18 protein-coding genes are annotated in these 23402 nt (G+C 73.5%); 10 read left to right on the top strand and 8 right to left on the bottom strand.

Features of this window, described 5'->3' with window-relative positions:
• Positions 1-81: 81 nt before the first annotated feature.
• The 5 genes from E1287_RS00070 to E1287_RS00090 are packed head-to-tail and all read right to left on the bottom strand — an operon-like array spanning position 82 to position 5703.
• Positions 82-1011: a universal stress protein gene (locus E1287_RS00070; RefSeq protein WP_131962192.1), complete on the bottom strand. Its 930-nt coding sequence runs from the start codon at positions 1009-1011 to the stop codon at positions 82-84.
• Positions 1008-2468, bottom strand: coding sequence for an amino acid permease (locus E1287_RS00075; protein WP_207933933.1), 1461 nt, complete (start codon positions 2466-2468; stop codon positions 1008-1010). Before E1287_RS00075 ends, E1287_RS00070 begins: the two co-directional genes overlap by 4 nt.
• The gene (arcC, locus tag E1287_RS00080; protein ID WP_131962194.1) at positions 2465-3400 is read right to left on the bottom strand and encodes a carbamate kinase; all 936 of its coding nucleotides are present in this window, start codon (positions 3398-3400) and stop codon (positions 2465-2467) included. The genes E1287_RS00075 and arcC overlap by 4 nt, the downstream gene beginning before the upstream one ends.
• Positions 3401-3430: 30 nt before the next feature.
• Positions 3431-4432 (bottom strand): ornithine carbamoyltransferase, encoded by a 1002-nt coding sequence (gene argF, locus E1287_RS00085; RefSeq protein ID WP_131962196.1) that lies wholly within the window; start codon positions 4430-4432, stop codon positions 3431-3433.
• 26 nt (positions 4433-4458) lie between these two features.
• Positions 4459-5703 carry an arginine deiminase gene (locus tag E1287_RS00090; protein WP_131962198.1) on the bottom strand — a complete coding sequence of 415 codons (1245 nt, stop codon included), beginning with the start codon at positions 5701-5703 and terminating at the stop codon, positions 4459-4461.
• Positions 5704-5899: 196 nt separating this feature from the next.
• Here E1287_RS00090 and E1287_RS00095 point away from each other — a divergent pair, with 196 nt between their 5' ends.
• The 5 genes from E1287_RS00095 to polX all read left to right on the top strand — a co-directional run bounded on the left by E1287_RS00095 (position 5900) and on the right by polX (position 11232).
• The gene (locus E1287_RS00095; protein WP_131962200.1) at positions 5900-6838 is read left to right on the top strand and encodes an ABC transporter ATP-binding protein; all 939 of its coding nucleotides are present in this window, start codon (positions 5900-5902) and stop codon (positions 6836-6838) included.
• 8 nt (positions 6839-6846) lie between these two features.
• Positions 6847-7605 carry an ABC transporter permease gene (locus E1287_RS00100; protein ID WP_131962513.1) on the top strand — a complete coding sequence of 253 codons (759 nt, stop codon included), beginning with the start codon at positions 6847-6849 and terminating at the stop codon, positions 7603-7605.
• 3 nt (positions 7606-7608) lie between these two features.
• Positions 7609-8547, top strand: coding sequence for an EamA family transporter (locus E1287_RS00105; RefSeq protein WP_131962202.1), 939 nt, complete (start codon positions 7609-7611; stop codon positions 8545-8547).
• Positions 8548-8612: 65 nt separating this feature from the next.
• Positions 8613-9449 carry a proteasome subunit beta gene (gene prcB / locus E1287_RS00110; protein ID WP_131962204.1) on the top strand — a complete coding sequence of 279 codons (837 nt, stop codon included), beginning with the start codon at positions 8613-8615 and terminating at the stop codon, positions 9447-9449.
• A gap of 61 nt (positions 9450-9510) precedes the next feature.
• Positions 9511-11232 carry a DNA polymerase/3'-5' exonuclease PolX gene (gene polX, locus E1287_RS00115; protein ID WP_131962206.1) on the top strand — a complete coding sequence of 574 codons (1722 nt, stop codon included), beginning with the start codon at positions 9511-9513 and terminating at the stop codon, positions 11230-11232.
• A 2-nt stretch (positions 11233-11234) separates the two neighbouring features.
• Here polX and E1287_RS00120 read toward each other — a convergent pair whose 3' ends face one another.
• From E1287_RS00120 to E1287_RS00130, 3 genes are read right to left on the bottom strand one after another with little or no spacing between them, the layout of a single operon-like run.
• Positions 11235-12236, bottom strand: a complete 1002-nt coding sequence (locus E1287_RS00120; RefSeq protein ID WP_131962208.1) for a COX15/CtaA family protein — start codon at positions 12234-12236, stop codon at positions 11235-11237.
• 48 nt (positions 12237-12284) lie between these two features.
• Entirely contained in the window at positions 12285-13538 is a 1254-nt protein-coding gene (locus E1287_RS00125; protein WP_131962210.1) for a PrsW family intramembrane metalloprotease, read from the bottom strand.
• A gap of 43 nt (positions 13539-13581) precedes the next feature.
• Positions 13582-14511, bottom strand: coding sequence for a heme o synthase (locus E1287_RS00130; protein ID WP_243718464.1), 930 nt, complete (start codon positions 14509-14511; stop codon positions 13582-13584).
• Positions 14512-15093: 582 nt separating this feature from the next.
• On the opposite strand from E1287_RS00130, the gene tkt reads away from it, so the two are divergent.
• The 5 genes from tkt to E1287_RS00155 all read left to right on the top strand — a co-directional run bounded on the left by tkt (position 15094) and on the right by E1287_RS00155 (position 23369).
• Complete coding sequence (tkt, locus tag E1287_RS00135) at positions 15094-17145, top strand: transketolase (protein WP_243718466.1); 2052 nt, start codon at positions 15094-15096, stop codon at positions 17143-17145.
• Positions 17146-17156: 11 nt separating this feature from the next.
• A complete protein-coding gene (gene tal, locus E1287_RS00140; protein WP_131962214.1) occupies positions 17157-18272 on the top strand; it encodes a transaldolase in 1116 nt (371 codons plus the stop codon).
• Positions 18269-19936 (top strand): glucose-6-phosphate isomerase, encoded by a 1668-nt coding sequence (locus E1287_RS00145; RefSeq protein ID WP_131962216.1) that lies wholly within the window; start codon positions 18269-18271, stop codon positions 19934-19936. Before tal ends, E1287_RS00145 begins: the two co-directional genes overlap by 4 nt.
• Before the next feature lie 110 nt (positions 19937-20046).
• Entirely contained in the window at positions 20047-21732 is a 1686-nt protein-coding gene (locus tag E1287_RS00150; RefSeq protein WP_131962218.1) for a phosphoheptose isomerase, read from the top strand.
• Positions 21729-23369, top strand: a complete 1641-nt coding sequence (locus E1287_RS00155; RefSeq protein WP_131962220.1) for a glucose-6-phosphate isomerase — start codon at positions 21729-21731, stop codon at positions 23367-23369. Before E1287_RS00150 ends, E1287_RS00155 begins: the two co-directional genes overlap by 4 nt.
• Positions 23370-23402: the final 33 nt, after the last annotated feature.

Raw genomic sequence — 23402 nt, forward strand, 5'->3', positions numbered from 1 at the left:
CGTTTTTCACAACATCAGTGTGCCGTAATTCCTTCCCGCCAAACACCGGTTTCCCGATGTCGTGCCTCACGCAGGCAAGCCTTACCTAACCTGCGGCTTCGCACCGGGAACGGCACCGGAAGCGGTGGCGGCTCCGCGCGGCATGAGGAGCACCGGGCAGGACGCGGCGCGGACGATCTTGCCGGAGCTCTCCCCGAGGAAGACCTTGCGCAGCGGCCCGTCATGGCTGGACAGGCAGGCCAGCACCTCGCCGGGCAGCATATCGACGGTGCCGAGGGTCTTGGCGATGCCCGTCCCGACGGCCGCCAGGTGCTCGACCGGCGTCCCGGCGCCGCCGAGGCGGGCGGCGGCGGCGCGCAGGTCCTCGTCGGCCTGGGCCGCCTGGCGGTCCAGGACGCCGCCCGCGTCCTTGAACTTCGCCGCGATGCCGGGCGGCCGCAGCACGAGGGTGAGGAGCCGCATCGGCACGTCCAGCGCGGCGGCGATCTCCGCGGCGGCCGACAGCGGGCCGTCCGCGTCCTTGCGCCGCCAGTACGCGACGGTCATGCGCTCGAACCGGCCGGGCAGGTCATCGGCGTAGCCGCGCGGGGCGAGCAGGACGGGGACGGGCGAGCCGTGCAGGAGCTGGTCGGCGGTGCTGCCGATGGCGATCCGCCCGCGCCGCCCGCGCGGCGCCGAGCCGATGACGATCAGGTCGGCGGCGGCGTCCCTGGCGATCTCGATGAGCCCGCGCCCGCTGCCCCGGTGGGAGTGGACGCGGAGCGTCACGTCCGATTCCGGCACGTCCGACTCGGCGAGCTTCCCCGCGGCCTCCGTGAGCGCCGCCTGCGACTCGCCCTTGAGGTAGGCGACCCATTCGGCGTCGACGGAGCCGGGCCCGCGCGCGGGCCACGGCGGCGGATGGACGTTCGCGACCGCCAGCGAGGCGCCCGCCGCCCGGACGACCAGCGCCGCCAGCGCGAGGGCGTCGGCGCCGCGGTCGTCGGGCGAGTAGCCGACCAGCACCCTCATGGCGCCCCCTTCCCCGCGGGCCCGGCCGCCAGCCGGGAGTGGCGGCGGCCGTACAGGAAGTACGCGGCCAGGCCGACGAGGGTCCACAGCAGGAACACCACCCACGTCACCCCGCCCAGCCCGGCCATGAGGTAGACGCAGAACCCGACGCCGAGGAGCGGCGTCAGCGGGTAGAGCGGGGTCCGGAAGCTGCGCGGCAGGTCGGGACGGGTGCGGCGCAGGACGATGACCCCGACGCTGACCAGCGCGAACGCGAACAGCGTGCCGATGCTGGTGGCGTCCACCAGGCGGCCGAGCGGGATCGCGGCGGCGAGGATCGAGATGAGCCCCGCCACGATGACCGTGTTGGCGACCGGGACGCGGCGTCCGGGGCTGACCTTCTGGAACACGGGCGGGACGAGCCCGTCCCGCGACATCGCGAACAGGATGCGGGTCTGCCCGTACATGACGGTGAGCACGACGCTCGCGATGGCGATCACCGCGCCGAGCGAGAGGATCATCGACGGCCAGGTCCGCCCGGTCGCCGCGTCCAGCACCGCCGCCAGCGACGCCTCGGAGCCGCTGATGTCGAACCGCTCCCAGTGCATGGCGCCGACCGCCGCCAGGCCGACCAGCACGTAGATCACGGTCACGATGACCAGCGACAGGATGATCGCGAGCGGCAGGTCGCGGCGCGGGTTCTTGGCCTCCTCGCCCGCGGTGGAGGCGGCGTCGAAGCCGATGTAGGAGAAGAACACCTTCGACCCGGCGGCGCTGATCCCGGCCCAGCCCATCGGCGCGAACGAGCTCAGGTTCCCCGAGTCGAACGCGGTGAACGCGACCGCGCAGAAGAACAGCAGCACGCCGATCTTCAGGAACACCATGACCGTGTTGGCGGTGGCGCTCTCGGACGTCCCGCGCAGCAGCAGGAACGTCGCGAACATCACCACGATCACGGCCGGGACGTTGACGATCCCGCCCTCGCCCGGCGGCCCGCTCAGCTCCGCCGGGATCGTGAACCCGGCCGCGTCGTCGAAGAACGCGCTGAGGTAGGAGCCCCACCCGACCGCGACCGCCGACACCGACACGGCGTACTCCAGCAGCAGGCACCAGCCGCAGACCCACGCCACCAGCTCCCCGAGCGTGGCGTAGGAGTAGGAGTAGGACGAGCCGGACACGGGGATCGTCCCGGCCAGCTCGGCGTACGACAGGGCCGAGAACAGCGCGGTGACGGCGGCGAGGACGAACGACAGCACGACCGCCGGCCCGGCCTTCGGCACCGCCTCGCCGAGGACGACGAAGATCCCGGTGCCGAGGGTCGCGCCGACGCTGAACAGGGTGAGCTGCAGGAGGCTCATCGTCCGCTTCAGCTCGCCGCCCTCGCCGCGGCCGCCCTCGGCGACGATCGCGTCGACCGGCTTCGTCCGCAGCAGGCTCCGCCCGAACGAGACCGGCGCCGCCCCCGTGCCGGTCTTCACAGGGTGCTCGCCAGCGGCCAGGTCGCGTTGGGGGTGACGATCGTGCCCGCGGTGCCCTCGAGGATCTGCACGCACTGGTCGAGCATCCCGATGGCGGCCATGTCGCCGGTGCGCTCGACGAAGCCCGCCACCGCCTCGACCTTCGGGCCCATCGACCCGGCGGGGAAGTCCTGTGCGCGCAGCTCGTGCGGGGTCGTGTGGGTGATCTCCTCCTGCTCGGGGGTGCCGTAGTGCCGCATCACCCGGGGCACGTCGGTGAGGATCAGCAGGGCGTCCGCGTCCATGCTCTCGGCCAGGACGGACGCGGTGAGATCCTTGTCGATCACCGCCTCGACGCCCTCCAGCCGGCCGACGTCGTTGCGGAACACCGGGATGCCGCCGCCGCCCGCGCAGACCACGACCGTCCCGAGCCGGACCAGCTCCCTGATCAGCCGGGTCTCGATCACCCGCTGCGGGCGCGGGGACGGGACGACGCGGCGCCAGCGGTCGCCGTCCTGGCGGACCGTCCAGCCGTACTCGGCGGCGAGTTTCTCCGCCTCCTCCCGGTCGTAGACCTGGCCGACGAACTTGGTCGGGTTCTCGAACGCCGGGTCCACCGCCGACACCAGCGTCTGGTTGATCATCGCCATGACCTGGCGTCCCGGCAGCGCGTTCTGCAGCGCCTGCAGCATCCAGTAGCCGATCATGCCCTGGGTCTCGGCGCCGATCGTGTCGAGCGGGTACGGGCGGGTCAGGTTCGGGTCGTTGACGCTCTCCAGCGACAGCACCCCGACCTGCGGCCCGTTCCCGTGCGTGACGATCAGCTCGTGCCGCTCGGCGAGCGGCGCCAGCGCCCGCACGGCCCGGTCGACGTTGCGGCGCTGCGGCTCGGCGTCCGGTGTCTCACCGCGCTTGACCAGCGCGTTCCCGCCGAGCGCGACGACCACCCGCATAGTCCCCCCTTGTCAGAACCCGCCCGGCGGTCAGCCGAGCGTCGCGACCATGACCGCCTTGATGGTGTGCATCCGGTTCTCCGCCTCGTCGAACACGATCGAGGCCGAGGACTCGAACACGTCCTCGGTGACCTCCAGGCCCTCCATGCCGGTCTTCTGGTAGAGCTGCTCCCCCACGGCGGTCTCCCGGTTGTGGAGGGCGGGGAGGCAGTGCATGAACTTCGCGTCCGGGTTGCCGGTCGCCCGCATGACGTCCGCGTTGACCTGGTAGGGGCGGAGCAGCGCGATGCGCTCGTCCCAGACGTCGGCGGGCTCGCCCATCGACACCCACACGTCGGTGATCACGAAGTCGGCGCCCCGCACGCCCTCCCGGACGTCCTCGGTGAGGGTGATGTCCGCGCCGGTCGTTGCGGCGACCGCGTTGGACGGCTTGACGACCGTCTCCTCGTCCGGCCAGAGGGCCCGCGGCGCGACGATGCGGACGTTCATCCCGAGCAGCGCACCGGCCGCGACGTACGAATGGCCCATGTTGTTGCGGGCGTCGCCCAGATACGCGTACGTGACGTCGCGCAGGGGCTTGTCGCTGTGCTCGCGCATGGTGAGCATGTCGGCGAGCATCTGCGTCGGATGCCACTCGTCGGTCAGGCCGTTCCACACCGGGACGCCCGCGTACTCGGCCAGTTCCTCGACGAGCCTCTGGCTGGAGCCCCGGTACTCGATGCCGTCGTACATCCGTCCCAGGACGCGCGCGGTGTCCTTCATCGATTCCTTGTGGCCGATCTGGGTGCCGCCAGGGTCCAGGTAGGTCACGTGGGCGCCCTGGTCGTGCGCGGCGACCTCGAAGGCGCAGCGCGTCCTGGTGGACGTCTTCTCGAAGATCAGCGCGATGTTCTTGCCGGTCAGCGCCGGGTTCTCCGCCCGGCTGTACTTGGCGGCCTTCAGCTCGGCCGCCAGGTCGAGCAGGAACCCGAACTCCCTGGGGGTGAAGTCGAGCTCCTTGAGGAAGCTGCGCCCGCGAAGGTTGAACGCCATCCGTCTCTCCTGGGAAGTGGCGGGCGTCAGGCGTCCCGCTCGATCGGGCAGGACATGCAGCGCGGGCCGCCGCGCCCGCGGCCGAGCTCGCTGCCGCGGATCGTGATGACCTCGATCCCGTTCCGGCTCAGATGGTTGTTGCTCGTCGCGTTGCGCTCGTAGGCGACGACGACGCCGGGCGAGACGGCCAGGACGTTGGAGCCGTCGTCCCACTGCTCGCGCTCGGCGGCGAACACGTCCTGCGTCGGGGTGAGGACCTTGATCGCGTCCAGCCCGAGGGCCGCCGCGATCACCCGGTGCATGTCCTCGGGCGGATGGTCGGTGATCTTCAGCTCCTTCTCGGTGTCGCCCGGCTCGACGGTGTGGGACGGCAGCATCCCCATCCCCGCGTACGTGGTGAACACGCCGTGGTCGACCATGGTCATGACGGTGTCCAGGTGCATGAACGCCCGCTTCTGCGGCATCCGCAGCGCGACGATCCGGCCGCACGAACCGGCGGCGAACAGCGACTGCGCGAGCATCTCCACGGCCTGCGGCTGCGTCCGCTCGCTCATCCCGACCAGGACGGCGCCGTTCCCGATGACCAGGACGTCGCCGCCCTCCAGGGTCGCCGGGGCCATCTCCATGCCCTTGTTCCAGACGTGGAAGCCGCCGCAGGCGCCGGGCCTGCCGTAGCCGTCGGCGAACAGCGGATGCCAGCGGTAGATCGCCTCCATGTTCACCGTCTCGCGCATCCGCGCCTTCTTGCGCATCGTGTTGATCGACACGCCGTCGTAGATCCAGCAGGAGGTGTCGCGGGTGAACAGGTGGTTGGGCAGCGGCGGCAGGATGAACCCGTCCAGCGGGATGGAGTGGAACGCGATCGACGCCGGCTCCGGCATCCGCTCCAGCATCTCCCGCTTGGTGATCCCGCCGACGAGGAACGCGCTCAGCTCGGCGGGGTCCATCGCGTCGAAGCAGTTGCGGATCGCGTCGACGGCGAGCGGGCCGAACCAGTGCGGGTCGACGACGGCGTCGAGGATGTGGACGCGGGCCTCGGGGTTCTCGACCGTCTCGCGCAGCAGGTCGAGCACCAGGTGCGTCCGGACGCCCTGCGCGCGCAGCACGTCCTCGAACTCCTCGTGCTCCTCCACGGCCCGCCTGACCCACAGCACGTCGTCGAAGAGCAGGCCAGCGGCGTTGGACGGGGTCAGCCGCTTCAGCGACAGCTCGGGCCGGTGCAGCAGCACGCTCCGCAGCCGCCCGACCTCCGAGTCGACATGGAACGCCATCCCCACCTCCTCGGGACCCGGCGCCGATGGCGGGCCCCAGGCCGCCAGGCCCCGCCCCGGCGACAGGCGGTCAATTCCCCCGGCTCACGTGGGCGAAACTAGATCCACTTTCCCTCGGCGCCTTTACCGCGCCTTCACCGTCCCGGCGGCGGGACCGGGCGCGGGGCCGTCCCTCCCCCGACCTAAACTCGTGGGCATGACACCCCCCGGAGACGGCGCCGTCGAGCTGCGCACGCTCGTCAAGCGCTATGGCGCGGCCGGCGGCGCGCGGCCCGCCGTGGACGGCCTGTCGCTCACCGCCGCCCGGGGCGCGGTCACCTCGCTGCTCGGCCCGAACGGCGCGGGCAAGACCACCGTGATCGAGATCTGCGAGGGGTTCCGGCGGGCCGACTCGGGAACGGTCCGCGTCCTCGGCCTCGATCCCGTCGCCGACGGGCGGGCGCTGAAGCCGCGGGTGGGCGTGATGCCGCAGTCGGGCGGCGTGCCCGGCACGGCCCGCGCCGGCGAGTTCCTGCGGCTCGTCGCCTCGTTCCACGCGACGCCGCTCGACCCGTCCGCGCTGCTGGAGCGGCTCGGCCTCGCCGGGCACGCCCGCGCCCAGGTCCGCCGCATGTCGGGCGGGCAGCAGCAGCGGCTGTCGCTGGCCGTCGCCGTGGTCGGACGGCCGGAGCTGGTCTTCCTCGACGAGCCCACCACCGGCCTCGACCCGCAGGCCAGGCACGCCACCTGGACGCTGATCGAGGAGCTCCGCGCCGCAGGGGTCTCGGTCGTCCTCACCACGCACAACATGGAGGAGGCCGAGCGCCTCTCCGACCACGTCGTCATCGTCGACCACGGCAGGGTCGTCGCCGAGGGCGCCCCCGAGGAGCTGACCGGCGCGGAGCGTCAGCTGCGCTTCCGCGCCCGTCCCGGCCTCGGCCTGGAGGAGCTGCTGTCGGCGCTGCCCGCCGGGAGCGCCGCCAAGGAGTCGCCCGCCGGGCACTACCTGATCGAGGCGGACGTGCGGCCCGAGCTGCTCGCCACCGTCACCGCCTGGTGCGCCTCGCACGGCGTCATGACCGAGGACCTGCGGATCGAGCGCCGCACCCTGGAGGACGTCTTCCTCGAACTGACCGGACGGGAGCTCCGCTCGTGACCGCCCCCATGGACCTGTCCCCGGCGCCCGGCGCGGTGCCGCTGCCGCGGATGATCCTCGCCCAGGCCGCCTTCGAGATCCGCGCCGTGCTCCGCAACGGCGAGCAGCTGCTGCTGACGCTGATCATCCCGGTGGTGCTGCTCGTGCTGTTCGGCGCCACCTCCCTGCTCGACCTCGGGCCCGGCCGCCGGATCGACTTCCTCGCGCCGGGCGTCCTCGCGCTCGCGGTGATGTCCACGGCGTTCACCGGGCAGGCGATCGGGACGGGCTTCGAGCGGCGCTACGGCGTCCTCAAGCGGCTCGGCGCGACGCCGCTGCCGCGCGGCGGGCTCATCGCCGCCAAGACCCTCGCCGTGCTCGCCGTCGAGGCGGTGCAGGCCGCCGTGATCTGCGCGGTGGCGCTGGCGCTCGGCTGGCACCCGCAGGGCGACCCCTTCTCGGTGATCGTGCTGCTGCTGCTCGGGACGGCCGCGTTCAGCGGCTTCGGGCTCCTCATGGCGGGGACGCTGCGCGCCGAGGCCACCCTCGCCGCCGCCAACCTCGTCTACATCCTGCTGCTGGCCGCCGGCGGCGTCGTCTTCCCCCTGGACGAGTTCCCGGGCGGGGTCCGCAACGCGCTGGAGTTGCTGCCCATCACGGCGCTGGCCGAGGGTCTGCGGGACGTCCTCCAGGGCGGCGCGTCCCTCCCCGGCACGCCCCTCATCGTCCTCGCGGTGTGGGCCGTCGCGGGGCTCGTCCTGGCCGGGAGGTTCTTCAAATGGGAGTAGCGGATGGCACTCGCTGAGGCGCCCGGGTCGCTCGGCGGCGCGTCGCGGGCGCCCGGACGCGCCCGCATGCTGTCGCTCGGGTCGGTGCCGCCGCCCGCGCTGATCCTGCTCGGCATCATCTCCCTGCAGGTCGGGGCCGGGATGGCCAAGCACCTGTTCGACCGGCTGCCGCCGAGCGCCGTCGTGACGATCCGGCTGCTGACGTCCGCGATCGTGCTGGGGTTCCTGGCTCGCAAGGCGATGCGGACGATCCTGCGCGACCACTCCCGCTCCAGCCTCGCCATCGCCGCCTGCTTCGGGCTCGCGCTGGCGCTGATGAACTTCTCGATCTACCAGTCGTTCGCGCGGATCCCGCTGGGCGTGGCGGTGACGATCGAGTTCCTCGGGCCGCTGACGGTGGCGATCGTCGCGTCCCGGCGTCCGAGGGACGCGCTGTGGGTCGTGCTGGCCGGGGCGGGCGTGGTCATGCTGGCCAGGGGCGGCGCCGACGACCTCGACCCGGTCGGGATCGCGTTCGCGCTGCTCGCCGGGGCGTGCTGGGCCGCGTACATCCTGCTGACCGCCGCCACCGGGCAGCGGTTCCCCGGGTCCACCGGCCTGGCCTTCGCCAGCGTCATCGGGTCGATCGCGATCCTGCCGCTGGGCGTCGCGTCCGCCGGGTCGGCCCTGCTCGACCCGAAGCTCCTGCTGATCGGGCTCGGCGTCGGGCTGCTGTCGTCGGTGATCCCGTACTCGCTGGAGCTGGAGGCGCTGCGGCGGATGCCCGCCCGCGTCTTCGGGATCCTGATGAGCCTGGAGCCCGCCGTGGCCGCGCTGGTCGGGGTGGCGCTGCTCGGCGAGATCCTCACCGGACGCCAGTGGGTCGCGATCTGCTGCGTCATCGTCGCCTGCGCGGGCGCCACGCGGAGCCAGAAGGATCCGCCGGAAGCACCCGAAGCGTAAGTGGCGGACGGTTGTGGCAGCGTGGAAGGATCGGATCAAGGATCGTCCAGCGGAGAGGAGCCGCCGTGACCGGCCGGAGCGAGGACCAGGGGATTCCGCCCGAGTTCTTCGAGGCGGGGTCGGCGTCGTTCGTCGACTTCCTGCGCGTCCACTCCCCCGAGCTGCTGCCCGTCAACCGGGTGCCGGACGGGGACGTCCCGGAGCTGCCGCACGGCACCACCGTCCTGGCGCTGACGTTCCCCGGCGGCGTCATGATGGCGGGCGACCGGCGCGCCACCCAGGGCAACCGCATCGCCTACCGCCACCTCGACAAGGTGCAGCGCGGCGACGAGTACTCCGCCGTCGCGTTCGCGGGGACGGTCGGGCTGGCGCTGGAGATGGTCCGGCTGTTCCAGGTCGAGCTGGAGCACTACGAGAAGATGGAGACCGTACCGCTGTCGCTGCCGGGCAAGGCCCGCCGCCTCGGCGCCGTCATCCAGGCCAACCTCGCCCAGGCGCTGCAGGGCCTCGCGGTGGTCCCGCTGTTCACCGGGTACGACCCCGACACCGGCGAGGGACGGATCTACACCTACGACATCACCGGCGCCCCGCAGGAGGCCCGCGACTTCCACGCGGACGGCTCAGGCTCCCCGTACGCGCTGGGCGCGCTCAAGAAGCTGTACCGCAGCGACCTGTCGCTGGAGGACGCGGCGACGGTCTGCGTGCAGGCCCTGTACGACGCGGCCGACGACGACACCGCCACCGGCGGCCCCGACCTGGCCCGGCGGATCTTCCCGACGATCGCGGTCGTCACCGAGGACGGCTACCGGCGCCTGCCGGAGGAGCAGGTCTCCGCGATCGCCGAGGACGTCGTCCGCGCCCGGATGGACGACCCGAACGGGCCCGTCGCGCCGCTGCGCTGACCCGCGTCCCGCCAGGCGTCCTGGAGCCGGAACGTCGGACCCGGCTTCTAGACTCGAAGGCATGGCACGGGCGAACGACGAGGCTGCGGCCCTCATCCAGGAACTGGCCGACCTGCTGTCCATCACCGGCGGCGACGGGTTCAAGATCAGGGCGTACGAGAAGGCGGCGCGGGCGATCGCCGGGCATCCCGACGACATCTCCGGCCTCGACCTGGCCGGGCTCCGCGCGATCCCCGCCGTGGGCGAGGCGATCGCGAAGAAGGTCCTCGACTACAACGACACCGGCACGATCCGGCAGGTGGAGGAGCTGCGCACGCAGATCCCCGCCGGGGTCAGGGCGCTGACCGCCATCCCCACGCTCGGCCCCAAGAAGGCGCTCGCCGTGTACGAGGAGCTCGGCATCTCCTCGGTCGACGAGCTGGCCGCCGCCATCAAGGAAGGGCGGCTGAAGGGCCTGAAGGGCTTCGGCGCGAAGACGGAGGAGAACATCCTGCGCGGCATCGAGCTGATGCGGAGCGCGGGCGAGCGCGTCCTCGTCGACGCCGCCGCGAGCGTCGCCGACGAGGTCGTCGCGGCCCTCTCCGGGCTGCCCCAGGTGGAGCGGTGCGAGCACGCCGGGTCGCTGCGCCGGATGCGGGAGACGATCGGCGACGTGGACGTCCTGGCCGCGTCCCGCGACCCGCACCCGATCATGGAGGCGTTCGCGGCGCTGCCGTTCGTCGCGGAGGTCATCGCGAGCGGCGACAAGAAGACCTCGATCCGCACCGCCAAGGGGCTGCAGGTCGACCTGCGGGTCGTCCCGCCGGAGTCGTGGGGCGCGGCGCTGCAGTACTTCACCGGGTCGCAGGCGCACAACATCCGCACCCGCGAGATCGCCGTGAAGGCGGGCCTCAAGCTGTCCGAGTACGGGTTGTTCGACGCGGAGTCGGACGAGCTGATCGTGTCGGAGACGGAGGAGGAGGTCTACGAGCGGCTCGGCCTGCCGTGGGTGCACCCCACGCTCCGCGAGGACGCGGGCGAGATCGAGGCCGCCCTCGCCGGGGAGCTGCCGCGGCTCGTCACCGTGGAGGACCTGCGCGGCGACCTGCACAGCCACACCGACCTGACCGACGGCGTCGCGTCCCTGGAGGACATGGTCGCCGCCGCGCACGCCCGCGGCCTGGAGTACTACGCGATCACCGACCACGCGCCCAACCTGGTGATGCAGGGGATGACCGACGAGAAGATGCTCGCGCAGCGCGTCCAGGTCGCCAAGCTGCAGAAGCAATACCGCGACCTGACGCTCCTGCACGGCACCGAGCTCAACATCGACCCGGACGGCGGCGTCGACTGGGACGCCGACTTCCTCTCCCGTTTCGACGTATGCGTGGCGTCCGTCCACTCCCATTTCACGCAGGACCAGGCGGCGATGACGCGCCGGCTCGTCCGGGCGTGCGAGAACCCGCACGTCCACGTCATCGGGCACCCGACCGCCCGGAGCATCGGGCGCCGCCCGCCGGTGGACGCCGACTGGGACGAGGTGTTCCGCGCCGCGGCCCGCACCGGCACCGCCATGGAGATCGACTCGTTCCCCGACCGGCTCGACCTGCCCGCCGACCTGATCCGCCGCGCCAAGCGCCTCGGCGTGAAGTTCTCCGTCGACACCGACGCGCACTCCCTCGGCCACCACCGCAACATCCGCTACGGCGTCGGCACCGCGCAGCGCGGCTGGCTGACGCCCGACGACGTCATCAACACCTGGCCGCTGGACCGGCTCCGCGAGTTCCTGCGGAAAAAGCGCTGACGTCAGGCGGGCTGAGGGGTCTCGGCGGGCGCGGCCGCGGCGGGAGCCGCGGGTCCCATCGCCGCCGGGACGGGCCCGCGGTCGCGAAGCGCGAAGAAGAGGCGGAACGCCGCCAGCCACATCAGCACCGAGCCGAGCATGTGCAGCAGCACCAGGCCCTCCGGGACGCCCAGGAAGTACTGGACGTACCCGACGACGCCCTGCGCGACGATGAGCCCGGCGAGCTCGTTCCCACGGCGGCGCGCGGCGGCGGGGGCCCCGGTCCGGTAGAGGGCGATCACGACGATCACCGTCAGAGCCGTGGTGACCCAGGCCAGGACGCTGTGGATGCGGGCGACGTCGGTGATGTCGAAGCCGTAGCGGCGGGCCTCGGCGTCGCCCGCGTGCGGGCCGGTGCCGGTGACGACGGTGCCCGCGACCATGACGGCGGCGCAGGCGACGATCAGCGCTGCGGTGAGACGGCGCGTCCACGGCCCGGCGAGCGCGCGCGGCGGCGCGTCGCCCTCACCGGCGCGGATCCACAGGGCCACGCAGAAGACGAGCAGCGCGGGCGACACCAGGAAGTGCAGGGACACGGTCGCCGGGTGCAGCTCGGTCAGGACGACGATCCCGCCGATCACGGCCTGCGCGACCACGCTCATCGGCTGCGCCAGCGCCCACCACACCAGGTCCTTGCGGCGCGGGCGCAGTCGCAGCGCCGCGACGAACACCAGCGCGCCCACGGCCAGCACCACGAAGGTGACCAGCCGGTTGCCGAACTCGATCGACATGTTGAGCACGTGGTGCTCGGGGTTGTGCGTCGGGACGAGGCTGTCGCCGGAGCAGCGCGGCCAGTCGGGGCAGCCGAGCCCGGACTTGGTGACCCGGACGGCGCCGCCGCTGACGACGATGACCACGTTGCCGATGACGCCGAGCAGCGCGAGCAGCCGCAGCGACCCGGGCGTCGGGCGCCACACGGCGTTCCAGGCCCGGTTCAGGAGGTTGGAGGAGGGTCGCTCTGCCACGGCACCAATCGTATGGGCGTGCGCCGATGCCTCCGATCCGGCCCCCGGTTACGTCCGATAAGGACCCGGCGGCGCGGGCGGACCCGGCGGGCCGGGCGGCGGTGGGCCGTGCGGCGGCTGGGTGAACCCGGACGGCCCCTGACCCGCCCACGGCGGGCCCGCCGCGCCCGACCGCGGCGGCGTCCGCAGGAACGCCTGCCTGGCCAGCGACATCAGGCCGAGCAGCGCGTCGCGGCGGGCGACGAACCAGCCCCGGTCCGCGACGCCCCGGTCGGCGCGCTTGTGCAGCAGCGCCAGCTCGGTCGCCGCGAGCTGGTAGTCGGTCATGGCGCGGGCCGCGTCCTTGCCGCCGACGTTGCGGGCCCAGCGGCGGGCGACGCGGCGGGCCGGCATGGAGCGCAGCATCCGGACGTCCTGCGGCGTCACCAGGCCCGTCCCGGCGTACATCGGCAGGTACGCCTCGATGCGCCGGACGGTGCCGCGGCGCTCGACGAACACGACGACGATCAGGGCGACGAGGATGCAGAAGTCCAGCGCGTAGACGACGCCGAGGCCGCCGAGCCCCAGCGACGCGCCGCCGTTCCAGAGCCCGTGCAGGATCATCGCGCCGAGCAGCCCGGCGATCGGCGCGGCGAACTGGCCGCGGCGGTGCGTGGCGGCGTAGGCGACGCCGAGCCCGGTCATCGAGGTGAACAGCGGATGGCTGAGCGGCGCGATCAGCCCGCGCAGGACGAACACCGCCGTGAGCTGCTGCGCGCCGCCCTCGTCGTAGGCGCGCATGTAGTAGGTGATGTTCTCCATCATCGCGAAGCCGAGGCCGACCATGGCGGCGTAGATGATGCCGTCCGCGAAGCCGTCGATCTCGTTGCGGCGGAACCACAGCATGCCGAACAGGACGGCGCCCTTCAGCGTCTCCTCGATGAGCGGCGCGCCGAACGTGGCGCTGACGAAGTGGCCCTCCGCCTCCCCGAAGATCGGGACGGTCACGTACAGCAGCCCGGCGGTGTTCAGCACGAGCGCGCCGAGCACGGCGATGCCCGCGCCCCACAGGAAGGAGAAGACGAGGGCGCGCGGCGGCTCGGGCTCCAGCCGGTCGAGGGTGAGCGCGAGCGCGACCAGCACCGGGATCGGGACGATGGCGAGGAGCACCCCCACCCAGAACCCCGCCCCGCCGAACGCGGCGGTCAGGCCGAGCGCGATGAGGACGCACACGCCCGAGACGGTCATGCCGAGGATCATTCCGACCGGGGGCCGCCCCGGAACCCGCCCTTCGAGCACCGCCTTGGGGTCCACGTGCGTCATGTGGCGAAGCGTAACGGCACGTAGCGGCGAACGGGGAGGCCGCCTACGACAAGATCGGGTCGACGGCCACGGCCGTGAACAGCAGCGCCAGGTAGACGTTGGAGAGGTGGAAGAACCGCATCGGCCGGAGGTGGACGCCCGTCACCCCGGCCCGCACCGCGCGCAGCAGCCGGTGGCCCTCGGCGAGGAACACCAGCCCGAGGACGGCGGCGACGGCGGCGTACACCGGCCCCATCCCGGCGACCGGCCACAGCAGCAGCGAGCAGGCCACGGTGGCGTAGGTGTAGGCGAGGCTCTCGGTGACGACGCGGCGCTCGGTGGCGACGACCGGCAGCATCGGGACCTTGGCGAGCGCGTAGTCGTCGCGGTAGCGCATCGCGAGCGTCCAGGTGTGCGGCGGCGTCCAGAGGAACACGACGCCGAACAGGACGAGCGGCGTCCAGGCGACGCCGCCGGTGACGGACGCCCACCCGATGAGGACGGGCATGCACCCGGCGATGCCGCCCCACACGACGTTCTGGGACGTCCGGCGCTTGAGCAGCAGCGAGTACACGAAGACGTAGAACAGGATCGCGAACAGCGACCCGCCGGCGGCGACCGGGTTGACGGCGAGCAGGAACCCGGCCGTGGACAGCGCCGCGAGCCCGACCCCGAAGATCAGCGCGCGGGCGGGGGTGACCTGGTGGCGGGCCAGCGGGCGGCGCCGGGTGCGGCGCATCTTGGCGTCGATGTCGCGGTCGATGTAGCAGTTGATCGCGTTGGCGGCGCCGGCGGACATGGTGCCGAACGCCAGCGTCAGCAGCACGGTGGACAGCTCCGGCACGCCGCCGGACGCCAGGAACATCACCGGGATCGTGGTGATCAGGAGCAGCTCGATCACGCGCGGCTTCGTCAGCGCGACATAGGCGCGCAGGCTCGCCCCGAACGTCCGCCGGGCGGCCGGGGCCAGGTCGAGGTCCGGTTCGGCGGCCACCGGCACGAGCGGGGCCACGGACGCCCCCTCGTCGAGGTCGAGGCCGACCTCGACCCCGCGCTTGTTACTGAGCACCGTCACAATCGGGTCCACGTCCAACTAGGGATGAGAAAGTCGCGTACCACCAAGGCGGCGCCCCCGCGATCCGGGCCGGCCTCGGCTGGATGCAACTTCCGGCTTCTTCCTGCCGCGGCCGCTGTCGTCAACCGCGCAATCACTGTAGTGCGCCCCCTCCGGGGGTCACGCACCGGGTCACCGGATCACCTCCCGGATCGCTCGCGCGATCCCCCGCGCCAGGGGGTTAGCCGCCGGTACGTCCGGGCAGGGGTGCTTGGCGATAGGCTCGCGAAGGGCGAGTCATGATCTTCGCCGGTCGCGGACGGGGCGTCGCACGGGGCCGGCGGGAAGAGGCGCCGCGCCGCCGGACGTTACCGCTCATGGGGCGGGCGCGCGCGGGCGGCGCACGAGCACAGTCCGTACACCGGTTCGAGAGGAGCCCGGCGTTCCGTGAGCAGGGACAACAGCACGTTTGAGTGGTCCGACCAGGACGGGGCGGCGGTGGACGTGATCCGCGCCCTCGCCATGGACGCGGTCGAGGAGGCGGGGTCCGGCCACCCGGGGACGGCGATGAGCCTCGCGCCCGCCGCCTACCTCCTCTTCCAGCGCTTCCTCCGGCACGACCCGACGGACCCGCACTGGCCCGGCCGGGACAGGTTCGTGTTGTCCTGCGGCCACTCCAGCCTGACCCTCTACATCCAGCTGTACCTGTCGGGCTACCCGATGACGCTGGAAGACCTGAAGGCGCTGCGCAAGTGGGGCAGCCTCACCCCCGGCCACCCCGAGTTCGGGCACACGGCGGGCGTGGAGACGACGACGGGCCCGCTGGGTCAGGGCGTCGCGAACGCGGTCGGGATGGCGATGGCGGCGCGCCGCGAGCGCGGCCTGTTCGACCCGGACGCGCCGCAGGGCGAGTCGCCGTTCGACCACACGGTCTGGGCGTTCGCGTCCGACGGGGACGTCCAGGAGGGCGTCAGCCACGAGGCGAGCGCGCTCGCCGCCCACCAGCGGCTCGGGAACCTGGTCCTGCTGTACGACGACAACCACATCTCCATCGAGGACGACACCGCGATCGCGCTGTCGGAGGACGTCCGGGCCCGGTACGCCGCCTACGGCTGGGACGTCCACCACGTCGACTGGACGGAGAACGGCGACTACGAGGAGAACGTCGCCGCGCTGGCCGCCGCGTTCGCCGCGGCGAAGGCGGAGACCGCCAGGCCGTCGTTCATCGCGCTGCGGACGATCATCGGCTGGCCCGCGCCGAACAAGAAGAACACCGGCAAGATCCACGGCGCGGCGCTCGGCGCGGACGAGGTCGCGGCGACCAAGCGGATCCTCGGCCTGGACCCGGCGGAGTCGTTCCACGTCCCCGAGGACGTCCTGGCGCACGCCCGGCAGGTGTGCGACCGGGGCCGCGCCGACCACGCCGAGTGGAACAAGGCGTTCGAGGAGTGGCGGTCGGCGAACCCGGATCGGGCCGCCGAGTACGACCGGATCTCGTCCCGGACGCTGCCGTCCGGGTGGGACGGCGCGCTGCCGGAGTTCGAGCCCGGCAAGGACATCGCGACCCGCGCCGCGTCCGGGCAGATCCTCGCGGCGCTCGCGCCGGTGCTGCCGGAGCTGTGGGGCGGCTCGGCCGACCTGGCCGAGAGCAACAACACGACGATGAAGGGCGAGCCGTCGTTCATCCCCGAGGAGTTCCAGACGAAGGAGTTCCCGGGGCACCGGTACGGCCGGACGCTGCACTTCGGCGTCCGCGAGCACGCGATGGCCGCGATCTGCAACGGCATCGCGCTGCACGGCGGCACCCGCCCGTACGGCGGCACGTTCCTGATCTTCAGCGACTACATGCGCCCGGCGGTGCGGCTGGCGGCGCTGATGAAGCTGCCGGTCACGTTCGTGTGGACGCACGACTCGATCGGGCTCGGCGAGGACGGCCCGACGCACCAGCCCGTCGAGCACCTGTGGGCGCTGCGGGCGATCCCGGGCCTTGACGTCGTCCGCCCGGCGGACGCCAACGAGACCGCGGTGGCGTGGCGGACGATCCTCACCCACACCGACCGCCCGGCCGGGCTCGCGCTGACGCGGCAGAAGCTGCCGACGCTCGACCGCGGCGCCGGGCTGGCGTCGGCCGAGGGCGCCGCCAAGGGCGGCTACGTGCTGGCGGACGCCGACGGCGGCCGGCCCGACGTGATCATCATCGCGACCGGCAGCGAGGTGCAGCTCGCACTGGAGGCCCGCGACACGCTGCAGGCGGAGGGCACCCCGGCCCGCGTCGTGTCGATGCCGTGCGTGGAGTGGTTCGAGGCGCAGACCGACGCCTACCGGCAGGAGGTCCTGCCGCCCGGCGTGCGCGCCCGCGTGTCGGTCGAGGCCGGGGTCGCGCTCGGCTGGCGCACCTACATCGGGGACGCCGGCGAGGCGGTGAGCCTGGAGCACTTCGGCGCGTCCGCCGACTACAAGACGCTGTTCCTGCAGTTCGGCATCACCTCCGAGCGGGTCGTCGCGGCGGCGAAGGCCAGCCTGATCAAGGCGAGCGTCAAGCACGCCGGGCGCGGCGAGACCACCGGCAACTAGGGAGAGGCACGATGAGCGACATCCTGAAGGCGCTCTCGGACGAGGGCGTGTCGATCTGGCTGGACGACATCAGCCGCGACCGGCTCCGCTCGGGCAACCTGGCGGAGCTGGTCAAGGACAGCAACGTCGTCGGGGTGACCTCCAACCCGACGATCTTCGCGAAGGCGCTGAGCAAGGGCACGGCCTACGACGACCAGGTCCGCGACCTGGCGGTGCGGGGCGTGGACGTCGAGGAGGCGTCCCGCGCGATCACCACCTACGACATCCGCTGGGGCTGCGACGTGCTGCGCCCGGTGTACGACCGGACGGACGGCCTGGACGGGCGCGTGTCGATCGAGGTCGACCCGCGGCTGGCCCGCGACACCCGCCGGACTGTCGCCGAAGCGCGGGCGCTGTGGTGGCTGGTGGACCGGCCCAACCTGTTCATCAAGATCCCGGCGACGAAGGAGGGCCTGCCCGCGATCACCGCGGCGCTGGCGGAGGGCATCAGCGTGAACGTGACGCTGATCTTCTCGCTGGAGCGCTACGGCGAGGTCATCGACGCGTTCTTCACCGGCCTGGAGCAGGCTCGGGAGAACGGGCACGACCTGTCGAAGATCGCGTCGGTGGCGTCGTTCTTCGTCAGCCGGGTGGACACCGAGATCGACAAGCGGCTGGAGAAGATCGGCACCGACGCGGCGAAGGCGCTGCAGTCCAAGGCGGGCCTGGCCAACGCGCGGCTCGCGTACGCGCTGTACGAGGAGAAGTTCGGCACCGGCCGGTGGAAGGCGCTGAAGGACGCGGGGGCTCGCCCGCAGCGTCCGCTGTGGGCCTCGACCGGCGTGAAGGACCCCGACCTCGTCGACACCCTGTACGTGGACGAGCTCGTCGCGCCGGGCACGGTCAACACGATGCCGGAGGCGACGCTCGTCGCGGTGGCCGACCACGGGCAGCTGCGCGGCGACACCGTCCGCGGCGCCTACGACGACGCCCGCGCGCACATGGCGGCGCTGAAGGACGCCGGGGTCGACTACGACGACGTCGTGAAGGTGCTGGAGGACGAGGGCGTCGAGAAGTTCGCGGCCTCGTGGAAGGAACTGCTCGACTCCATCACCGGCGAGCTGGACGCCAAGAGGGCCGGCGCGTGACCTCGGTGGTGACCGCCGGGGGGATCTCGGTCACCATCCGCGGCGCCGTCGTCGACGAGAGCGAGACGGTCCTTGACCGGCTCGTCTCCGACGGCGTGCCGGGTTCGCTGACGTCCGGGAACGCCAACCTGTGGGGGCCCGACGCGGCCCCGCTCGCCGCCCGCCGCCTCGGCTGGCTGGACCTGCCGGAGACCTCGCGGTCGCTGGCGGCCCGGCTGGCCGAACCGGCGGCCGAGGCCCGCGACGCCGGTCTCGACCGGATCGTGCTGGTTGGCGTGGGAGGTTCCGCGCTCGCCGCCGACGCGATGTTCCGCACCGCGGGCGGCGTCGCCGGGACGGAGCTGATCGTCCTGGACACCTCCGATCCGCACGAGGTGGCGGGCGTCCTGGCCGGGGATCTGGGCCGGACGCTCGTCGTCGTGGTGGGCGAGAGCGTCGAGGCGGAGTCGCTGCGCCGGGTCTTCGGGCGGGCGTTCTCCGAGGCCGGGCTGGGCGGCGCCGACCTGGCCCGCCGGTTCGTGATCGTGGCGGAGGAGGGCTCCGCGCTCGAACGCGCCGCCCTGGACGTGGGCCATCACCTCGTCCACGCGGAAGCCGACGTCGACTCGCGCTTCGGTGCGCTCGGCGCGCGGGGCGTCGTCGCGGCAGCGTTCGCCGGAGTGGACGTGTCCGTCCTGCTGGACGAGGCGTCCCGGCTGGCGCAGGCGCTCCTGCAGCCGTACGACAACCCGGCGCTGGCGCTGGGCGCGGCGCTCGCGTCGTCGGCGCTCGGCGCCCGCGACAAGCTGGTCATCGCCGACAACGGGTCGGGCCTCGACGGCTTCGCGGCGTGGGCGGAGCAGCTGGTCGGCGGCGCGATGGGCAAGGACGGCAAGGGCCTGCTGCCGGTCGTGGTGGAGAGCGTCGACGCGCCCGGCTTCGAGCTGACCGACGACCTGCGCCGCGTCATCCTGGGCCGCCGTCCGGACGAGCCCGGCCCGGGACGCGAGGCGGGCGTGAGCGTCGCCGGTCCGCTGGGCGCGCAGTTCCTGCTGTGGGAGTACGCGGTCGCGGTGGCGTCCCGCGTGATCGGCGTGGACCCGTTCGCCGAGCCGGACGTCGCCCAGTCGCTGGACAGCACGGCGGCGCTGCTGCGCTCCGAGGAAGGCGCGGCGCCCACGATCGTGCGCGCCCCGCCGGAGCTGGTGGCGGGCGCGGTGGAGGTCCATGCCCCGGAGGGCTCGCTGCGCGGCGCGCAGACCCTGACCGAGGCTCTCGACGTGCTTCTGGAGGACGTCCCGGACGGCGGCTACCTCGCCGCGGTCGCGTACCTGGACCGGGTCGGGGACGCGGCGGCGGCCGGGCTCCGGCCGCTGCTGGCGGCGCGGGGCGCGAAGGTCCGGCGGCGTCCGGCGCCCGTCACGTTCGGGTGGGGGCCGCGGTCGCTGCACGCCGTCGGCCAGTACCACAAGGGCGGCCCGCAGAACGGCGCGTTCCTGCAGGTCACCGGGGCCGTCACGGGCGACGTCCCGGTCCCGGGCAGGCCGTACAGCCTCGGGGAGCTGCAGCTCGCGCAGGCGTTCGGCGACCTGCGGGTGGTGAGGTCGCTCGGCCGTCCCGCCGTCCGGCTCCATTTGCGCGACCGCGCGGAGGGCCTCGCCCAGCTCGCCGAGGCGCTCGCCTGACCCTGCCGCCTGACCCGGCCGCCTGACCCGGCCGCCGGGCCGAAGAAGATCGATGGAGATGGTCGCGAATGCCCTTTCTCTCCTGAAACGATGGGGGGAGGGAGGGTGCAGTGTCCGGATTCGACGTACTGACGCGCGGTGACGTGCTGGACTCGGCGCTGCAGGCGAGGGACTACCTCGTGAGCTGCGGCGTTCCTGGCGCGCTCGCCGCCAAGGACCCGCGGCTGTGGGGCCGGCGCGCGGTCGACCACAGCCGGCTCGGCTGGCTCGACCTGCCGTTCGCCTCCCGCGGGCTGCTGACCCAGGTGGACGGCCTGGTGGCGGAGGCGCGCTACTCGGGTCTCGACCACATCGTGCTGATCGGCGTCGGCGCGGAGAGCCTCGCCGCGCAGGCGATCATGGAGGCGCACGCGCCCCCCGGCGCCGCCGGGCAGGACCGCAACGGCACGGGCCGCCCGACCGGGGAGCTGACCGTCCTGGACGGCGGCGACACCGCCGCCCTCGCGTTCGCGCTGGAGCGGCTCGACCGGACGCTCGTCGTGCTGGCCAGCAAGGCGGGCGTGTCCCTCGAAGGCGACGCCTACCGCAGGATCTTCGCGGCGGCGTTCCGCGAGCGGGGCCTGTCGGAGCGGGAGATCGCGAGCCGGTTCCTCGTCATCACCGACCACGGCAGCCCGCTGCACGACTTCGCCCGGCAGTGCGGTTACCGGATCGGGCTGACCGACCCGTACCTGCCCGGGCACTACGGCGCGCTGTCGGCGTACGGGCTGGTCCCGGCCGTCCTCGCGGGCGCGGACGCGGAGCGGCTGCTGGAGGAGGCGGCGTCGCTGGTGCCCTCGCTCGGCAAGGACGAGGACAACCCGGGCCTGCTGCTCGGCGCGATCCTCGGCGGCTGTGCGCAGCAGGGGCAGGGCGGTGTCGCGCGCGACAAGGTGCTGCTGCGCGAGCCCGGCGGGACGGGCGCGCTCAGCGCCTGGATCTCCCAGCTCCTCGCGGTCGGGACCGGCAAGCGCGGCCGGGGCGTGCTGGCGCTGGAGGCGCTCGGCGGGCGCGGCGCGTTCCCCGACGTGCACGGCGTGTCGATCAACCCGCGGTCGGCGGCCGACGACGAGTCCGACACCTCGGTGTGGGCGCCGCTGGGCGCGCAGTTCCTGCTGTGGGAGTACGCGACGGCGGTCGCCGGGTGGCTGCTCGGCGTGAACCCGTTCGAGGCGGGCGGCACGGTCGTCCAGGAGGCGGAGGACGACGCGGCGGCGCTGCTGCGCGCGGCGGGCGACGGGCCGCCGTCCGGGGAGCGTCCGGTGTACGTCGAGGACGGCATCGAGGTGCACGCCGACTTCCCGTGGCCGCCGGGCGCGGAGCTGCAGACCGTCCTCGGCGGGCTGGTCGCGTCCGTGCCGTCCGACGGGTACCTGTCGGTCATGACGTACCTGGGCGACTTCTCCGGCCGGTATCTGGCGCCGTCCCTGGCCCGCGGGTCCGGGCGCCCCGTGGCCTACGGCCCGGGGCCCGCCTACCCGCACGCCACTGGACCGGTGCACAAGGACGGCCGGGGCAACGGCGCGTTCCTCATCATCACCGGCGACCCGGCGCCGGGCGACGCGCTCGCCGCGCAGCCCGTCCCCGGCCGCCCCTACAGCCTGGCGAAGCTGCAGATCGCGCGGGCGCTCGGCGAGCTGCGGGCGCTGCGCAGGCGGCGGCTCCCGGTGATCCGGCTGCACCTGCGCGACCCGGTGGACGGCGCGGGCAGGCTCACCGAGGCGGTGCGGGCGGTGGCGGGGGCGCGCAGGCCGTGAGCTTCACCGCCGTCGTCTCGGGGGAGACGGCCATCACTGCCCGCGGGCCGCTCAGGGAGGCCGCCGAGCGGGTGCTGGGCCGGCTCTGGATCGACGAGGTGCCCGTCCGGCTCGCCTCGGAGGACCCGTCGCTGTGGCCGTCCGCCGGCGCCGCCGGGGCGGAGGGCCGCGCGCTGTGCTGGCCGAGTCAGCCGGGCCCGGGACGTGCCGCCCTGGACCGCGCCGGTGAGCTGCGCCGGCAGGCCCGCGCGGACGGGCTGACCGAGGTCGCGCTGCTCGGGCACGGGGCCCCGGCCCGCGCCGCCGAGCTGATCGTCGCGGCGCACCGGCTCGCCGCGGACGACGCGGATGACGACGAGCCGGGCTCCCCCATCATGCCGCTCACCGTCCTCGACGGGCCGGAGCCGGGCCCGCTGCTGCGCCTCGCCGACGACCCGGAGCGGCTGGGCCGGACGCTGATCGTGGTGACCGGCGACGACCCGGGCTCCGACGCGCTCCGCCGGGTCCTGGACGGGCTGCTCCGCGACGGCCTCGGCCTGCCGTCCGCCGAGGTCGCGCGGCGGTTCGTCACGGTCGCCGAGCCGCGCGCCGCGGCCGCCAAGCGCGCCGCCGAGGCGGGCCACCCGCTGATCGAGGCTCCCGCGCCGACCGCGTTCGGCGCCCTGTCCCCCTACGCGCTGGTGCCCGCGGCCCTCGCCGGCGCCGACGTGCCCGCGCTGCTCGACGGCGCCACCGCCGTCCTGCCGTCGCTGACGAGGCCGGAGAACAATCCGGGGCTCGTCCTCGGCGCGATCCTCGGCGGCGCGGTCCGCGCCGGGCGGCGCACGGCCGTGCTCGGCGGCTACCCGGCGGCGCTGCCCGGCATCGCGCGGTGGGTCGCGCTGCTGCTGGAGGAGACGGCGTGCGGGCGGCTGACGCCGGTCGTCCAGGACGGCGGCCTCCCCCTCCAGCCCGCCGACGACCTGTTCCTCGTGACGTTCGACGGCCGTCCCCGCCAGGACGACGCCACCGTCACCGGCCCGCTCGCCGCCCAGCTCGTCGTGTGGGAGTACGCCGCGGCCGTCGCGTCCTACCTGCTGGAGCTGGACCCCCTCGCGCCGCGGCACGGCGCGGCCCCGTTGACGCTCGACGACGGGACCGGGGAGCCGCTCCTCGCCGACGGCGCCGCGGGCCAGGCGGTCGAGGTGTTCACGACCGTCCCGGAGCTGATGGCCGCGCCGGACCTGCCCGCGCTCGTGGACGCGCTCGCCGCCCGGATCGGCGCCGACGAGCACCTCGCGATCGTCGCCTACCTGGACCCGGACGAGGCGCGCGGGCAGGGCGGGCAGGTCCGCCGGCTGGCCGCGCTGCTCGCCGCCCGCTCCCGCCGCCCGGTCACCGTCGACTGGGGCGCGGGCCACCCCGCGATCTGGAATGATCACCGCGACGGGGGCGTATACCTGATGGTGACCGGGAACGTCGTCCGCGACGTGCCGGTCCCTGGCCGCCACCACCGGCTCGGCATGCTGCAGCTCGCGCGGGCGCTCGGGGACGCCCGCGACGCGCGCGCGGCCGGCCGCCCGGTGGTGCGGCTGCACCTGCAGAACCGCCGGGCGGGGCTCGCCCGGCTGCTCGACTCCGCCAGAGAAGGGGACTGAGCGCGCAGTGCGATCACCGACGAAGGGGACCAC

Origin of the sequence: Actinomadura sp. KC06 (genome assembly GCF_004348735.1) — a bacterium.
In the GTDB taxonomy this organism is placed as follows: domain Bacteria; phylum Actinomycetota; class Actinomycetes; order Streptosporangiales; family Streptosporangiaceae; genus Spirillospora.